This is a genomic window from Paenibacillus sp. BK720, assembly GCF_011761545.1.
Lineage (GTDB): Bacteria > Bacillota > Bacilli > Paenibacillales > Paenibacillaceae > Pristimantibacillus.
Genome location: NZ_JAASRQ010000002.1, coordinates 939845 through 956266, shown reverse-complemented (window position 1 = coordinate 956266; position 16422 = coordinate 939845). Strand labels below are relative to the sequence as shown.

Below are 16422 nucleotides of genomic sequence, written 5' to 3'. Positions count from 1 at the left end.
AAATAACGAAAAGGAGCTTGTTTGAGCAAGCCCCTCTTGTCGTTTGATCTTAACGAATTTCTTTAATTCTTGCAGCTTTACCGCGCAGTTCGCGAAGATAGTACAGTTTCGCGCGACGCACTTTACCGCGACGAGCAACTTCAATTTTCTCGAGTTTTGGCGAATGCAGCGGGAAAGTTCTTTCCACACCGACACCGTACGAAATTTTGCGAACTGTGAAAGTTTCGCTGATTCCGCCGCCGCGACGTTTGATTACAACGCCTTCGAACAACTGAATACGCTCGCGCGAGCCCTCGATAACTTTAACGTGTACTTTCAGCGTGTCACCAGGACGGAAGCTAGGAAGGTCTTGACGAAGCTGTTCCTGAGCAATCGTTTGTAAAAGATTCATTGTAGTTTCACTCCTTCCACCATAGACGTTCTTAATAGCTCTTTCTGCTCCTATGAGCAGCGTCATCACTATTAGCGGACCGCCCGATTAATACGAACAACATTTGAAATTTTATCACAGCGTAGAACATTTTTCAACCTAATATTCCGTATTGCCCGCAAAAATTCTATTATTTCTTCAGTATATCCAAAAGATAAGCAATATACACGTTTAATCCATTATATATAGCCTATTTCATGGACTTCCGAGTTATATGCCGTTTCTGCCGCATAATTCGCAATTGCCCTTCGTTCAGACCTTGAGCGCAGGCCGCGGAATTGTTACGACCTCTTCGGACAGGGAGTTCTTTTTACGCGCGCCTATTTAATAGATTCGCTACATCTGCCGTTTCTATCACATTTCAATATGCATACCTTGAAGTATTGCTGTGACAGCAATGATTTCTCAGGAAAGGAGGTCATGTCTTGATGTCGATCCGCAAAGTAAAAAAAGGGACATGCCGTCCACGGTCGTTTAAGTCCGCTTTCAAAGCCGTCTCTGCAAAAAATCAATCCATCGGCAGACCGGAGTTTGGCGTTACGGTAAAGTATGGCAAAGTTATCTTTGATGCGGCAAACGAATATAACCCCGTCACTTCCACGTTTATGCCAAAGCATGACGGCGTCTACTCTCTATTCGGCAGCATCCTTTACCGCAGAGGCTCGCAGGAGCCGGACGAGGTACAGCTTCTTCTTACCGTCAACGATATCGTTGTTTTTGCCGGCAGCAAAGTCATTCATTCGGACCGCGAGATTATTACGGCGGCTGCCGTCAAAAGACTCCGCAAGGGAGACAAAGTCAAGTTATCCGCTTCATCCCATGTCTCCGGCGGCTTCATTTTAAAGGGAGGCTCCACTCGTTTCAAAGGAAAAAGAATTCGTTAAGGGGGAGGTTACGGACGATGAGTAATAGAGAACAAGAAGTAAAAACTTTGGGTTACGGCTGCCGTTCTTACGCCAAAAAAACCGGATACGGCTTCTGCAAGAAGAAAAGCAGCTCCAAAAAGAAAAGCGGTTACGGCTGTAAATCCGTTAAATGCTGCAAACCTGTCAAATGCTGCAAGCCTGTCAAATGCTGCAAACCCGTTAAAACGGTCAAATGCGTTTGCAAGCCGGTTCATTCCGCGCCTGAAAATAAGGCGAAAAAAAGGGATCCTGAAATCGGCTTTCCATGCCATTTCGAGCAACATCCGGAGCATTGCAGCGAACCATCTGGTACAAGCTGCATCTAAATAGGGCAAAAAAACCGCCTGCTCGGCCTTATAGGCTGTGCGACGGTTCTTTTTTATGTCGATTGATTTTTCTGCTGAAGGTTCAGCCACTTGCGTTCCTTATCCGTCAGCTCTGCCTTATCCAGCAGATCCGGACGGCGCTCAAGCGTCCGGAGCAGCGACTGCTCGCGTCTCCAGGCGTCAATCTTGGCATGATTGCCGGAAACAAGCACATCGGGGACTCCCCAATCCCTAAATACGGGCGGTCGCGTGTAATGCGGATATTCCAGCAGACCCGTGCTATAGGAATCCGTGACTGCGGAAGTCTCGTTGCCTAGCACGCCGGGAAGCAGCCTTACGACGCTGTCGATAACGGCCATCGCCGGGATTTCTCCGCCTGTCAGCACATAGTCGCCAATCGACAGCTCATCGGTTACCAAGTGCTCCCGAATACGTTCGTCGTAGCCCTCGTAATGACCGCAGATCAGCACAAGATGCTCTTCCTTTGCCAGCTCTTCGGCTTTCTTTTGCGTGAAGGATTCGCCTTGCGGGCACATCAAAATAACCCGGGGACGAGCTCCGCTCTCCTTCTTGGCCATCAAATCCTCTACAGCGGCAAATACGGGTTCGGGTTTGAGGACCATTCCGCCTCCCCCTCCGTACGGATAATCGTCAACCGTGTTATGCTTGTTATTGGAGTACTCGCGGAAATTAATCGCTTCAAGCGATACAATTCCTTTTTCTTTAGCTTTGCCCAGGATGCTCGCGCCAAATACGCCGTCGAACATCTCCGGGAACAGCGTCAGCACATCGATACGCATCATGAGATCAGCCCTTCCAGCAACCGTACGGTTACCGTTTTGTTTGCCACGTCGACCTTCAGCAGGACATCGTCAATAACCGGCAGGAGCAGCTGCTTTTTCTTTGGCATATCCACGACCCATACATCATTCGCGCCGGGGCGGAGAATATCCGAGATTGTGCCAAGCTCTTCGCCGTCTTCCGTTAATACCCGGCAGCCCATGATTTCATGGTAATAGTATTCGCCATCTTCCAGCTTGTCCAATTCTTCCTCGGCGATTTTCAGCGTCCAGCCCTTGTATTTCTCAGCCTCGTTAATGTCGTTAAAGCCCTTCAGCTTCAGGATAAACATCCCTTTATGCTCCCTGGCGCCGGTTACCTCCACTTCGAGCTTTTGTCCGCTGTCAGGGTGCTGCAGGGACAGCTTGCTTCCGCTCGCAAACCGGGTTTCGGCGAAATCCGTCTGGGGCAATACTTTAACTTCGCCGCGCAGGCCATGCGTATTCACAAGCTTGCCGACATTATAATATTTTTTGCTCATCGTATGTAACCACCCGTCTCTATTTGTACGAAAAAGGGCTAGGATAATTATCCTAACCCTGCATCGTATGTTTTTACGATATGATGTCTACGATAACGCGCTTCTGGGATTTGATGGCCGCTGACGTAACGACGGCGCGAATTGCTTTCGCAATCCGTCCCTGCTTGCCGATTACCTTGCCGATATCATCGGCGTGAACCGACAGCTCGTACACCGTACCTCGGTCATCCTCTCGCTCATTCACGCGCACGTCCTCTGGATGATCCACTAACGCCTTTGCGATGACAAGAATCAATTCTTTCATTTCAAGGCCCTCCGCTGTTCAACAGTTATTTCTGTTGCTTAAGCTCATGGAACTTTTTCAGGACACCTGCTTTGGAAAGCAAGTCGCGAACGGTATCAGATGCTTGAGCACCTGTTTGCAGCCATTTCAAAGCTTTCTCTTCGTCGATCGACACTTGAGCCGGTTGAGCAACCGGGTTGTAAGTACCGATTTCTTCGATAAAGCGACCGTCACGTGGGGAACGGGAGTTAGAAACGACAACGCGGTAGAATGGAGCCTTGTGAGCACCCATACGTTTCAGACGAATACGTACTGCCATGGAAATTCACCTCCTTCGGTTAATCAACTGCCCTTTATATCGGTTAGAACGGGAACTTAAACCCTTTTCCGCCTTTGCCAAGCATGCCCTTCAGACCTTTCATTCCGCCTTTTGGACCTTTAGGTCCCATCATGGACGAGAACTGCTTCATCATCTTGCGCATGTCTTCGAATTGCTTGATAAGCCGATTGACTTCCGTAATCGACGTGCCGCTGCCCGCTGCTACGCGTTTGCGGCGGCTGTGGTTCAGTAGCTCAGGCTTTTGTTTCTCCGCCTTCGTCATTGAGCGGACAATCGCTTCAACGCGGTTGATCTGCTTCTCGTCCACCTTCAGATCCTTCATGTTGCCCTTCATCTTGTTCATGCCGGGCAGCATATCCATCAATTGATCCAATGGTCCGAGATTGCGAATTTGAGCCATTTGCTCGAGGAAGTCGTCGAACGTAAATTCGGCGGTCCGCATCTTGCGTTCCATCTCGGCCGCTTTATCGGCATCAATGTTCGCTTGCGCTTTCTCGATCAGGGACAGCATATCTCCCATCCCGAGAATCCGGGAAGCCATCCGGTCCGGATGGAACGGCTCAAGCGCATCGATCTTCTCGCCCATTGCAGCGAACTTGATCGGCTTGCCGGTTACCGCTTTGACGGACAAAGCCGCTCCGCCGCGCGTATCGCCGTCAAGCTTCGTCAGAACGACACCCGTTAGCTCTAGCTGGTCATGGAAGCTCTGCGCAACGTTTACCGCGTCTTGACCGGTCATCGCGTCAACGACGAGCAAGACTTCATCGGGCTTCACGTTCTGATGAATTTGCTTCAGCTCTTCCATCAGCGCTTCATCGATATGCAGCCTGCCCGCGGTATCGAAGATGACGTAATCGTTGTGGTTTTCTTTCGCATGCGCCAGGCCCGCTTTTGCAATCTCAACCGGTGAAGTCTGGTCGCCAAGCGAGAATACCGGGGCGTTAATCTGCTCGCCAAGCACTTGCAGCTGCTTGATCGCCGCGGGACGGTAAATGTCGCACGCTACGAGCAGCGGCTTGCTATTGCCTTTTTGAAGCAATTTGGCCAGCTTGGCTGTAGTCGTCGTCTTACCCGCACCCTGCAAACCAACCATCATAATAACGGTAGGAGGCTTGTTCGCTTTTGCAAGCTTGCTTTGCGTGCCGCCCATCAATTCCGTTAACTCTTTGTTAACGATGTCGATGACGACCATGCCTGGCGTAAAGCTCTTGGAAACATCCAGGCCAAGCGCCTTCTCTTTCACTTTGGCGATAAAATCTTTGACGACCTTAAAGTTAACGTCAGCTTCGAGCAGCGCAAGACGTACCTCGCGCATCGCCTCGTTCAAGTCCTCTTCCGTTACTTTGCCTTTGCCTCTCAGCTTGCTGAACACATTTTGCAATCGGTTCGTTAAGCTCTCAAATGCCGCCATGATTCGTCACCTCCGTCACATCATAATTTCGGTCTTCGTCAATTGCTCTATGTCTTTTAGAAGATTTTGCTTATAAGTAGGATCGATTGGCAGCTCGGCAACCTTCCGTTCCAGCCCTGAGGCAAGCTGCTGCATGGTTTCATGCTTAGCCAGCAGATGAAGCTTGGCTTCATAGCCCTCAAGCACCTGCTCCGCCCGCTTCACATGCTCGTAAACGGCCTGCCGGCTGATGCCGGATTCGGCTGCGATCTCGCCAAGCGAGTAATCGTCGTGAAAATAATATTTTAAGAAGGTCCGCTGTTTCTCCGTGAGCAGCGGCTCATAGAAATCAAATAATAAGTTGATGCGTGTTGTCTTGGCTAGGGCATCGGGTTCATGTATGGTCATCCGCTCTAAGCCCCTTTCCACATCATCCGTCAAGCAAAAAGCCTTGACAGTGTCACAACGTCTCTTATCTTACACGATCGCCGTTGGCACTGTCAAGCTTTTGTCCTTGTCACTTATTTAATTTGTTTCGGACTGTTCTTCTTCACGCTGGATCAGCCCAGCAAACAAGGCATGAACGAACTGCTCGGAGTCGAATTCCTGAAGGTCCGTCATCTTCTCGCCAAGACCAACAAGCTTCACCGGCAGGTTTAGTTCATTGCGGATGGCGATAACAATGCCGCCTTTTGCCGTACCGTCGAGCTTGGTCAGAACAAGCCCGGTAACCCCGCTCTTTTCGCCGAAGAGCTTCGCTTGGCTGAGGGCGTTCTGGCCCGTTGTCGCATCTAGCACCAGCAGCACTTCATGCGGAGCATCCGGAATTTCGCGCTGGATAACGCGGAAAATCTTGTTCAGCTCCTCCATCAGGTTAGTCTTGTTTTGGAGACGGCCGGCCGTATCGCAGAGAAGGATATCAACGCCGCGCTGCTTTGCCGCTTGAACCGCGTCAAACATAACCGCGGCCGGATCGGAACCGGATTGCTGCTTGATCACGTCAACGCCAACGCGCTGCCCCCATACTTCGAGCTGCTCAATAGCCGCCGCGCGGAATGTGTCGCCCGCCGCCAGAAGCACGCTTTTGCCTTCGCTTTTGAATTTATGGGCGAGCTTGCCGATCGTTGTTGTCTTGCCGACGCCGTTAACGCCAACGAACAAGATAACGGTAATGCCGCTTTTCGCCATTTGAAGACCGGGGTTCTGCTCCCCCTTCAGCAGACCGATCAGCTTTTCCGACAGGATTGGCTGCAGCTCGGCTGCCTGCTCGATTTTCCGCTTCTTCACTTCGGCGCGAAGCTCGTCAATCAAGGTCATAACCGTATTGACGCCGACATCGGCACCGATGAGAATTTCCTCGAGCTCCTCGTAGAACTCCTCATCGATTTTTTTGCGGCGCGTTATCAGCTCTTCTACCTTCTCGACAAGGGCAACGCGCGTCTTGGTCAGACCTTCCTTGAATATCGTCGTTACCGCTTCGGTTTTCGAAGCGATGCTTTCCTTCAGCTTTTTGAAAAAACTCATTCGGGTTCAAGTCCTCCATCCTATTAGGCCGCTATTTATGCGGATTCCTGCTCTTCCGCGTCTTCTTCCAGGCGCACGGATACCAGCTTCGATACGCCGCCTTCCTCCATCGTTACGCCGTACAGGACATCGGCTTCCTCCATCGTGCCTTTGCGGTGCGTTACGACAATAAATTGGGTAAGTCCGGAGAACTCGCGCAAATATTGGGCGAAACGGGCAACGTTCGCTTCGTCGAGAGCCGCTTCTACTTCGTCCAGCACGCAGAACGGCACCGGCTTCACCTGCAAGATGGCAAACAATAAGGCGATAGCCGTAAGCGCCCGCTCACCGCCGGATAGCAGCTGCAGGTTTTGCAGCTTTTTGCCCGGAGGCTGAGCCACGATATCAATCCCCGTATCCAGGACCCTCTCCGGATCAACCAATACCAGGTCGGCCCGGCCTCCGCCAAACAACTTCGCGAATACGACCACGAAATGCCTGCGGATCTGCTCGAAGGTTGACCGGAAGCGCTTGGACATCTCTTCGTCCATCTCGCGGATAACCTGATACAAGGTGGTTTTGGCTTCAACAAGATCGTCCTTCTGCTCGGTAAGGAATTCGAAACGCTCCCTTACGCGTTCATACTCTTCGATGGCGCCCAGGTTGACGTCGCCAAGCGCCGTAATCTGGCGCTTGATATCGCGGACGGCGTTTTGCGTGCCTACGATATCCTCGGGCACCGGATACTGCTCCTTCGCTAGTTCAAAGCTAAGCTCGTATTCCTCGCTCAGCTTGCGGAGCAGGTTGTCCAACTCGACATCGAGGCGGTTAGCCGCGATCTCGGTCTGGCGCATCTGCTCTTCCACCTGACGAAGCTGTCCGCGCTGTTCCTTCGTATCGCTCTCGCCCTGCTCCAGCTCCTTCACCCGGTCGGCACGGGCCGAACGCTTCAGGTCCGTCTGTTCCGCGCATTCCTGCTTCTTCAGGCGCAGATGGTTCAGCTGCTCGATTTGGGCGACCGTCTCCTCGCTGTGACGCTCCGCTTCCGCAGCCTGCTGGCTATACAGATTGCGGTAGTTGGCGAGTTCCTGCTTGGCGCGCTGAATATCGGCGCGGACGCGAGCCGCCTGATCCTCGAAGGATTGCTTCTCCTGATCGGTCTTCGCGACGGAAATTTTCAAATCCGTCAACTGGACCTGCAGCTCCTCCTTCGCCGTCTCGCTTGCCTTGCGGCGCTCTTCAGCCAGCCTGATCGCTTCCTGCAGACGTGCTTCGTCCGCAGTCAATTGCTCAAGCCGAACCTCGGCTTCAGCCGCCATATTCTGCATCGACTGCTGCTCCGCTGTATGATTCGTGCGGTCTGCGGTGAACAGCTGCTCTTGTTCGCTAAGGTTCTTGGCTTCATTGTTCAGCTGCTGCAGCTCGGCGCGGACCTGCTGCTCGTCAATCCGGAACTGCTCGGCCTGCGATCGAAGCTCCTCCATGTTTTGCGAGAGGATGGACTGCTCCTTGCGGATATCGCTTAACTTGTCGCGCAGCTGGGCGATTGTTTTCTCGCCCTCGGCGATCTCTTTATCCAATGCTTCAATCTGGCGCTGACGGCCAAGCAAGCTTGCCCCCTTCTTCTGGAGGCTGCCGCCCGTCATCGAACCGCCGGCATTCACGACATCGCCTTCCAGCGTGACGACGCGGTATCGGTATTGGCATTTGGATGCAATACGGTTGGCTTGCTCTAGCGTTTCGGCTAATAGCACGTTACCGAGCAAATTTTGAATAATCGCTTCGTAACGCGGTTCGCAGGATACCAAATCCGCCGCAACCCCGACAAAGCCGTCAACCGACTCGGCCATCCGCTTTTCGTGCTCGGGAACATGACGGCCCCGGATAACGTCAAGCGGCAGGAACGTCGCACGGCCAAGCTGGCGTTGCTTCAGGAAGGAAATTGCGCTTCGAGCCGATTTCTCGTCTTCCATAACGATATGCTGCAGGGCTCCGCCTAACGCGGTTTCCACAGCGGTCTCTATTCTCTCGGGCACTCGGACAAGCTCGGCTACGGCGCCGTGCACGCCGCTGATTCCTCCGGATCCGGAAGATCTGCGGGAAGCTTTAAGCACTTCCCTGACGCCATGCATAAAGCCGTCCAATGCGTCCTGCATTTCCTTCATCGTATCGCGCCGCGAGACTTGCGCATCGAGTTTCTGCTCCCATTTGCGCAGCGCGGCCGTAGCGTCCTCCGCGATTTGACCTAGCTCCTTGGCCTTCTCCGCTTGGTCGATATACTTGGTGCGCGCCTTGCCGATGGCGTCAAGCGTAGCTTCAAGCTGCTTCTCGAGCTCTGCTCTGCGGGCATTGAGCTTACGCTGCTGCTCCGCCCACTTTGCTTCCTCGTCGCTGAGGCGCTCCATGCGGCGCTGAACCGCTTCCTGCTGCTGGGCAGCGTAACGGATTTCGTTGCGCAGCTGAGCCATTGTGCTGAGAACCTCAAGCAACTCGCCCTTCAGCATTTCTTCGGCATCCGCCGCCGTACCGCCGGTTACGCCAATCAAATGATCTTCCTCAACGGCCAGCTTATGCTTGAGCTCCGCCAGCTGCAGCTCCAATACCGCGGCGCGATTGCGGAATTCCGCTTCTTCGCTGGTCAGCGCCGCGATTCTCTCGTCTTGTGCGGAAATCGTTTCTTCAAGCTGCTTTTTGTTTTGCTCCAGGTTCTTCTTCCGTTCCTTCAGAACCTCGCCGTAGCCTTCGCATTTCTCGTACTCTTCGCTGTAGTGAAGCATGTCCTCGTGAAGACGGTCGAGCGCTTCCTCCAGCTCGCGGAGCGCCTGACGGTCCTTCTCCAGATGGGCATCATGCTTGCTGACAACGGTAGACAGCTCCAGCTGTTCACGCTTCAAACGCTCCAGCTTGGCATTGGATTCCGACCAAGAGCCGTACACGTTTTCAATGTTATGTACGTACATCGAGATCTCCTGCGTCTTCAACTGCTCTTTAAGCTGCTTGAAGTGGATGGCTTTCTCCGATTGAACGCGGAGCGGCTCGACCTGGTCCTCCAGTTCTGTCACAAGGTCATGGATCCGGAGCAGATTATTCTCCGTATCCTCCAGCTTGCGCTGGGCTTCGCGTTTACGCGATTTATATTTGACAATGCCTGACGCTTCTTCAAAAATACCCCTGCGGTCTTCCGAACGGGTACTTAATATTTCCTCAATACGGCCTTGTCCGATAATGGAATAGGCCTCCTTGCCGATACCCGTATCCATAAACAGCTCGGTAATATCCTTTAACCGGCAAGACTGCTTGTTAATCATATATTCGCTATCGCCGCTCCGGTGGACGCGGCGGGTAACCGTCACTTCATTGTATTCAAGCGGCAGCGCCCCATCGCCGTTATCAAGCGTAAGCGATACTTCTCCATAGTTAACGGCCTTGCGCGCGTCGCTTCCGGCAAAGATAATATCCTCCATCTTGCCGCCGCGAAGGCTCTTGGCGCTCTGCTCGCCCAGCACCCAGCGGATGCCGTCCGATATATTGCTTTTACCGCTGCCGTTAGGTCCAACGACAGCCGTAATGCCGGTGACGAATTCCATTTCCGTCTTGTCGGCAAACGATTTAAATCCCGATAATTCTATCCGTTTCAGGAACATAACCTGGCTTTCACCTCATCGCCTATTGTAACACAACTTAACGCGGCTCGTTAACCTTTTACCCGCTGTAAAATCAGACTAGGTACCGAAGAAATGAAAAAGAAAAAAGCCTGCCGCAGATCCCTGACTTGAGTCCGCAACAGGCTTATTCCATTATTCCGTTAGCGATTGCCAAGCAACTGCCGCAGCACGCTGCTCCGCTTCCTTCTTCGTTCTTCCGCTGCCGTTGCCGTAAGGAATGTCGCCGATGCAAACCTCGACGACAAATTCACGGTCATGGGCAGGCCCACGCTCTTCCATAATCCGGTATTCTACGGCGCCAAGCCCCTTGTGCTGGGCGCGCTCTTGCAGCTTGGACTTGAAGTCCTTCACCAGCAGGCCGTAGTCATTGGATTCAATGTACGGGAACATATGCGTCTCAAGAAAAGCTCTTGTCCGTTCTATGCCGGCATCAAGGAAGATGGCTCCGACAAAAGCTTCAAACAAATCGGCAAGCAGCGCGGGACGCTGTCTGCCTCCAAGCTGCTCTTCGCCTCTTCCAAGCTGAATATGGGCGCCAAGCTCCAGCCGCTCCGCGAATTGAGCCAATGACGGCTCGCAAACGACGGATGCGCGCATACGGGTCAGCTCTCCTTCCGGACGGTTCGGATAAGCCGCAAACAAATATTCCGATACGAGGAGCTGCAATACGGCATCGCCCAGAAATTCCAGGCGTTCATTATGCTCGATCGTCCCGTGTTTATGCTCATTGACATAGGAAGTATGCGTAAAAGCCTGCTTCAGCAGCTTGAGCTGTTTGAAGCGAAGCTGCAGACGGGTCTGCAGCTCGTTAATGGAATCACGCTTCATAGACTTTCATCACGATCGTCGCGTTATGACCGCCGAAGCCGAACGAATTGGACAATGCCGTTCTGACATCCGCCTTACGCGGCGTATTCGGCACGTAATCCAGGTCAAGCTCGGGATCTTGATTCTCCAGGTTAATGGTAGGAGCAATAACGCCGTTCTTGAGCGTAAGGCCCAAAATAACGGCCTCCACGCCGCCGGCAGCGCCAAGCAAGTGGCCTGTCATCGATTTGGTGGAGCTTACGGCCAGCTTATAAGCATGCTCGCCAAACGCTTTTTTGATCGCGCTGGTTTCGGAACGGTCGCCCACCGGCGTCGAAGTACCGTGAGCGTTGATATAATCAATCGCCTCTGGTTCGATTCCCGCGTCGCGCAGCGCTTTCGTCATGCAGCGTGCCGCTCCGTCCGGGTCCGGCTCCGTCATATGGTGAGCGTCACCGCTCATGCCGTAGCCAATGACTTCCGCGTAGATGCGAGCGCCGCGCTTTTGCGCATGCTCCAGCGATTCCAGGATCAGAACGCCTGCGCCTTCGCCCATGACGAAACCGTCGCGGCCGATATCAAACGGACGACTTGCTTTCTCCGGCTCGTCGTTTCGAACGGACATCGCGCGCATCGAGCAGAAGCCGGCAAGACCCGTTGGACGGATTGTCGCTTCCGCGCCGCCGCAGATCATGACGTCGGCATCGCCGCGTTGAATCATCTTGAACGAATCGCCGATCGAGTGCGTGCCCGTTGCGCAAGCCGTAACCGCCGTGCTGTTCGGACCTTTCGCGCCGGTCAGCATCGAGACTTGTCCGGAAGCCATGTTCGCGATCATCATCGGAATGAAGAACGGGCTTACGCGCTTTGGACCTTTCTCGAGCAGGATGTTATGCTGGTCCTCCCAGGTCCCGAGACCGCCGATGCCGGAGCCCACGATGACGCCAACGCGCTCGGGATCGACATTGGAACCGATCTCAAGACCCGCGTCTTTGACCGCGCTTAAGCTGGCTACGGATGCGAATTGAACGAAACGGTCCATGCGGCGCGCTTCTTTTTTATCAAGATTGTAATCTTCCGGATTGAAGTTTTTTACTTCAGCGGCGATTTGAGTCGGATATTCGGATACGTCAAACGCTTCGATGCGCGATACGCCCGATTTCCCTTCCATCAAATTACCCCAAAACTGTTCCAGGTCTGCACCGAGCGAGGTAATAACCCCCATGCCGGTAACGACAACTCTTTGTTTCATTGTAAGATTCACCTCAAAGTGGACTGCAATTTAGATGCGTGCATCACATCTTCTATAGTAAAAAGCGTACAAGCTCATTCATAATATCATGATGATTCCGTGCTTCAGATGGAGAGAAGTCCCGTTTATTACAACGGGACCCTTGTTTCCTTACGTATGAGATTGTATGTAATTGACTACTTCTCCCACCGTGGTGATGGTCTCTGCATCTTCATCAGAGATCTCCATATCAAACTCGTCTTCCAGTTCCATGACCAACTCAACGACATCAAGAGAGTCAGCGCCGAGGTCATCTTTGAAGGAAGCTTCCAGCGTGACTTCCGCTTCGTCTACGCCAAGTCTGTCGACGACGATACGCTTTACACGTTCTACTACTTCGGACATCCGATTCACCTCCTCCTAGGGTATTATACGAGAATTTAAGACAAAACGCCATACGTAACCGTTGCATTTCCGGTCATTGCGGCGTGATGCTATCTTACATGTACATGCCGCCGTCAATATGGACGGTTTGGCCGGTCATATAAGAAGCAGCATCGGATGCGAGGAAGCGTACCGCTGCCGCAATATCCTCAGACGCGCCAAGGCGCGCAAGAGGGATTTGCGACGAAAGCGATTCCTTCATCTCGGAGGACAGCTTGTCCGTCATATCCGTTTGAATAAAGCCGGGAGCAATGCAGTTTACGGTAATGCCGCGGGAGGCAAGCTCGCGCGCGCTGGACTTCGTAAGGCCGATTACGCCGGCTTTCGCCGCCACATAGTTCGCTTGACCCGGATTTCCGAGCACGCCAACTACTGAAGAGATATTAATAATGCGTCCGGAACGCTGCTTCATCATAGGCCGCGTAACCGCTTTGATTCCGTTAAAGACGCCCTTCAAGTTCGTCTCAATAACTTGGTCAAATTCCTCTTCTTTCATACGCATAATTAAATTATCTCTTGTAATGCCTGCGTTATTCACTAAAATGTCGATTGAACCGAATTGATCAACAACTTCCTTGACCATGGCTTCGAATTCAACGGATTTGCCAACGTTCGCCTTCAGAATAATAGCGCGGCGGCCAAACGCTTCAACCGCTTTGGCCGTCTCCGCCGCGGAAGCCTCGCTTCCGGAGTAGTTGATCGCTACATCGGCGCCAGCTTCCGCAAGCGCGACGGCGATGGCGCGGCCGATACCGCGGGATGCGCCCGTTACAAGCGCTTTTTTGCCTTCAAGACTAGCAAACATGGTATGCCTCCTCCAAGTTTTGCATGAGCACGATACTACAGTGTTTCCAAAGCAGCAATGCTGTTCACAGAGATGACGCGCAGATTTTTGTCGATTTTCTTGATCAGGCCGGCAAGCACGGTTCCCGAGCCGATCTCAACAAACGTGTCTACGCCTTGTTCGGCGAGATAACGAATGCTGTCTTCCCATAGAACAGGTGAATAAACCTGCTCGACCAGAAGATTGCGGATCGCTGCCGCTTCCGTCACCGGAGCAGCGGTTACGTTCGCCACTACCGGAATAGCCGCATCGTTCATCGCTACTTCCGACAATACGCCGGATAGCTTCTCAGCCGCAGGCTTCATCAGCGAGGAATGGAACGGACCGCTTACTTCCAGCGGAATGACTCGCTTCGCGCCGGCTTCTTCTTTGCCCCGCTCAACAACCGCTTGAACGCCGGCTGCCGAACCGGAAACCACGATTTGACCCGGACAGTTAACATTCGCCAGCTCAACCGTATTTCCTTCTTCCGTGATCTTCGAACATAATTCGGCCAGAACGCCGCGTTCCGCTCCAAGCACGGCGGCCATTGCGCCTTGTCCGCCCGGAACAGCCTGCTCCATGAATTCGCCGCGCGCACGAACCGTGCGGACCGCATCCTCAAAGCCAAGTACGCCCGCCGCAACCAGCGCGCTGTACTCGCCAAGGCTATGGCCAGCCGCGTAATCGGCCTTGAGTCCCCGGCCCTCGAGCGCCTTCAGCAGCGCAACGCTTACGGTCAGAAGCGCTGGCTGGGTATTCGCCGTTTGCTTCAGCGCATCGTCCGGACCGTTAAAAATTATATCGCTCAGCTTGAAGCCCAGCGCTTCGTCCGCTTGCTCGAATACAGAGCGGGAGCTTTCGAATGCTTCATAAGCGTCTTTGCCCATGCCGACGGCTTGTGCGCCTTGGCCGGGAAATACAAATGCTGTTTTGCTCAAATGAATTCCCTCCGTTACCAGATCAATACGGAAGCGCCCCAGGTCAGGCCTCCTCCGAAGCCAACAAACACGAGGCAGTCTCCATCGTTTACTTTTCCTTGCTCTACGGCTTCGGCCAGCGCAACAGGAATCGATGCGGCTGACATATTGCCGTACTTGTCCAGATTGATCATGCATTTCTGTTCCGACAGATCCAGACGGTTAAGTGCCGATTGAATGATACGGACATTCGCTTGGTGAGGAACGAGCAGATTAATATCCTCTTTGCTCATGCCTGCTTTGCGGAGAGCTTCCTCCGCCGCGTTGCCCATGATCCGCACGGCAAATTTGAACACTTCATTGCCGGCCATATGAATGTAGTGCTGCTTCGACGCGACGCTTTCTGCCGTTGAAGGCATACGCGAACCGCCGCCGCTCACTTTAAGAAGTTCGCCGCCGCCCCCGTCCGCGCCAAGCTCGAACGACTTGAAGCCGCGTCCTTCCTCTACCTGTCCAAGCACAACGGCGCCAGCGCCGTCGCCAAACAAGATGCATGTATTGCGGTCGGTATAATCCGTAATGCGTGACAATGTCTCGGCCCCTACAACCAGGACATGCTTATACATGCCCGTAGCAATCATGTTCGAAGCGGTTGCGAGCCCGTAGATAAATCCGGAGCAAGCGGCCGACAAATCAAATGCAGCGGCTTTTTTTGCTCCGAGCTTTTCTTGCAGGAGGCATGCCGTCGAAGGGAAGAACGTGTCCGGCGTAATGGTCGATACGATAATCAGATCAAGGTCTTCAATGGTGATGCCCGCCGCTTCGATTGCTTTCAGAGAGGCTTGATAAGCCAGATCGGAAGTCGCCTGCTCCGCTGCCGCCAAACGGCGTTCGCGGATACCCGTGCGCGTTACGATCCACTCGTCGTTGGTTTCCACCATTTGTTCAAGTTCTTTATTGGATAAAATCCGGTCGGGAACGTATTTGCCCGTACCAATAATGCCAACAGGATGTAGATTCATCATGACCTCCCGCCTATTTCCGCCGCGATGGATTCCGTAAGCTGGGCTTTAATAGCCGTCCGGGCCTGCCGGATCGCGTTTTTCACAGCCGTAGCATCCGACGAACCGTGACATTTCATCACCAGTCCGTTCAAGCCAAGCAGCGGAGCGCTCCCATGTTCTTTGTAATCCATCTTTTTCCGCAATGCGCGAAGTCTTGGCATCATTATCGCTGCGGCAAGCTTCGTCATCATCGTCTCGCCAAAAGCCTCTTTCAAGAAGGTCATCAGCGATCCCGCCGTCCCCTCCATCGCTTTAAGCATAATATTCCCCGCGAAACCATCGCAAATGAGGATGTCGCAGCTGCGATTAAGCAAGTCGCGCGCTTCAACGTTGCCTATAAAATGGATCGGCGCCTGCTCAAGCAGATCATAGGCCGCTTTGGTCAGCTCGTTGCCTTTGCGCTCTTCGGTACCGACATTCAGGAGGCCAACGCGCGGGTTGTCAAACCCATGCACCTTTGCACGGTAAATACTGCCCATGATTGCGTATTGGAGCAAATGCTCGGGCTTGGCATCCATATTGGCGCCAAGGTCAAGCGCAAGAACCCCTATATCGTCCATTGTCGGCAGCATTGGAGCAAGCGCGGGGCGCTCGATACCGTCCAGTCTGCCAACAACAAGCAAACCGGTGGTCATCAAAGCTCCGGTGTTGCCCGCGGAAATCATGGCGTCGGCACGTTTTTCCCGAACCAGCTGTCCCGCAACGACCATGGACGAGCCTTTTTTTCGGCGAACCGCTTTGACCGGTTCTTCATCCGGACCGATCACCTCATCCGTATGGCATAACGTCACGTTGGCCGGCTTTTGTCCTTTGAGGAGCGGCTCGACTGCCGCCGTATCGCCAACAAGAACCAACTCCGTATCCGGCCACTCCGCCGCAGCTTCCAGCACGCCCTGAACGATAAGCCCGGGCGCATGGTCGCCTCCCATCGCATCTATGGCGATCCGCATGTTTACTACCTCCCAGAAGC

Annotated in this window: 18 protein-coding genes; 1 reads left to right on the top strand and 17 read right to left on the bottom strand. The window is 53.3% G+C overall.

The features are described from left to right. Positions 1-49: 49 nt before the first annotated feature. Positions 50-391 (bottom strand): 50S ribosomal protein L19, encoded by a 342-nt coding sequence (gene rplS / locus FHT67_RS10980; RefSeq protein ID WP_132305683.1) that lies wholly within the window; start codon positions 389-391, stop codon positions 50-52. A gap of 467 nt (positions 392-858) precedes the next feature. Between rplS and FHT67_RS10975 the strand changes: the two genes are divergently transcribed. Continuing rightward, positions 859-1314 (top strand): C1q-like domain-containing protein, encoded by a 456-nt coding sequence (locus tag FHT67_RS10975; protein ID WP_167198098.1) that lies wholly within the window; start codon positions 859-861, stop codon positions 1312-1314. A gap of 8 nt (positions 1315-1322) precedes the next feature. Here the strand turns inward: FHT67_RS10975 and FHT67_RS10970 are convergent, their stop codons facing one another. The 16 genes from FHT67_RS10970 to plsX form a co-directional block, all read right to left on the bottom strand. After that, positions 1323-1751, bottom strand: coding sequence for a hypothetical protein (locus FHT67_RS10970; RefSeq protein ID WP_167198095.1), 429 nt, complete (start codon positions 1749-1751; stop codon positions 1323-1325). Continuing rightward, positions 1715-2461: a tRNA (guanosine(37)-N1)-methyltransferase TrmD gene (gene trmD, locus FHT67_RS10965; RefSeq protein ID WP_132307141.1), complete on the bottom strand. Its 747-nt coding sequence runs from the start codon at positions 2459-2461 to the stop codon at positions 1715-1717. The genes FHT67_RS10970 and trmD overlap by 37 nt, the downstream gene beginning before the upstream one ends. Continuing rightward, complete coding sequence (gene rimM / locus FHT67_RS10960) at positions 2461-2982, bottom strand: ribosome maturation factor RimM (protein WP_167198092.1); 522 nt, start codon at positions 2980-2982, stop codon at positions 2461-2463. The genes trmD and rimM overlap by 1 nt, the downstream gene beginning before the upstream one ends. 73 nt (positions 2983-3055) lie before the next feature. Then, positions 3056-3286, bottom strand: coding sequence for a KH domain-containing protein (locus tag FHT67_RS10955; protein WP_127499255.1), 231 nt, complete (start codon positions 3284-3286; stop codon positions 3056-3058). 25 nt (positions 3287-3311) lie between these two features. Continuing rightward, a complete protein-coding gene (gene rpsP / locus FHT67_RS10950; RefSeq protein WP_132305691.1) occupies positions 3312-3584 on the bottom strand; it encodes a 30S ribosomal protein S16 in 273 nt (90 codons plus the stop codon). Positions 3585-3627: 43 nt separating this feature from the next. After that, positions 3628-5016 carry a signal recognition particle protein gene (ffh, locus tag FHT67_RS10945; protein ID WP_127499257.1) on the bottom strand — a complete coding sequence of 463 codons (1389 nt, stop codon included), beginning with the start codon at positions 5014-5016 and terminating at the stop codon, positions 3628-3630. A 15-nt stretch (positions 5017-5031) separates the two neighbouring features. Next, complete coding sequence (gene ylxM, locus FHT67_RS10940; protein WP_208403219.1) at positions 5032-5403, bottom strand: YlxM family DNA-binding protein; 372 nt, start codon at positions 5401-5403, stop codon at positions 5032-5034. A gap of 117 nt (positions 5404-5520) precedes the next feature. Further along, on the bottom strand, positions 5521-6519 hold the full coding sequence (gene ftsY, locus FHT67_RS10935; RefSeq protein ID WP_167198089.1) for a signal recognition particle-docking protein FtsY: 999 nt from the start codon (positions 6517-6519) through the stop codon (positions 5521-5523). A gap of 35 nt (positions 6520-6554) precedes the next feature. Then, entirely contained in the window at positions 6555-10142 is a 3588-nt protein-coding gene (gene smc / locus FHT67_RS10930) for a chromosome segregation protein SMC (RefSeq protein WP_167198086.1), read from the bottom strand. A 153-nt stretch (positions 10143-10295) separates the two neighbouring features. Beyond that, positions 10296-10991 (bottom strand): ribonuclease III, encoded by a 696-nt coding sequence (rnc, locus tag FHT67_RS10925; protein ID WP_132305697.1) that lies wholly within the window; start codon positions 10989-10991, stop codon positions 10296-10298. After that, complete coding sequence (gene fabF / locus FHT67_RS10920) at positions 10981-12222, bottom strand: beta-ketoacyl-ACP synthase II (protein ID WP_167198084.1); 1242 nt, start codon at positions 12220-12222, stop codon at positions 10981-10983. Before fabF ends, rnc begins: the two co-directional genes overlap by 11 nt. Before the next feature lie 150 nt (positions 12223-12372). Continuing rightward, positions 12373-12606, bottom strand: a complete 234-nt coding sequence (gene acpP, locus FHT67_RS10915) for an acyl carrier protein (RefSeq protein ID WP_091181516.1) — start codon at positions 12604-12606, stop codon at positions 12373-12375. A 94-nt stretch (positions 12607-12700) separates the two neighbouring features. Then, positions 12701-13450 carry a 3-oxoacyl-[acyl-carrier-protein] reductase gene (gene fabG / locus FHT67_RS10910; RefSeq protein WP_167198080.1) on the bottom strand — a complete coding sequence of 250 codons (750 nt, stop codon included), beginning with the start codon at positions 13448-13450 and terminating at the stop codon, positions 12701-12703. Between the two features lie 35 nt (positions 13451-13485). Next, positions 13486-14409, bottom strand: coding sequence for an ACP S-malonyltransferase (fabD, locus tag FHT67_RS10905; protein ID WP_132305703.1), 924 nt, complete (start codon positions 14407-14409; stop codon positions 13486-13488). 14 nt (positions 14410-14423) lie between these two features. After that, positions 14424-15410, bottom strand: a complete 987-nt coding sequence (locus tag FHT67_RS10900) for a beta-ketoacyl-ACP synthase III (protein WP_132307143.1) — start codon at positions 15408-15410, stop codon at positions 14424-14426. Then, the gene (plsX, locus tag FHT67_RS10895) at positions 15410-16402 is read right to left on the bottom strand and encodes a phosphate acyltransferase PlsX (protein ID WP_167198077.1); all 993 of its coding nucleotides are present in this window, start codon (positions 16400-16402) and stop codon (positions 15410-15412) included. The genes FHT67_RS10900 and plsX overlap by 1 nt, the downstream gene beginning before the upstream one ends. Positions 16403-16422 lie beyond the last annotated feature (20 nt).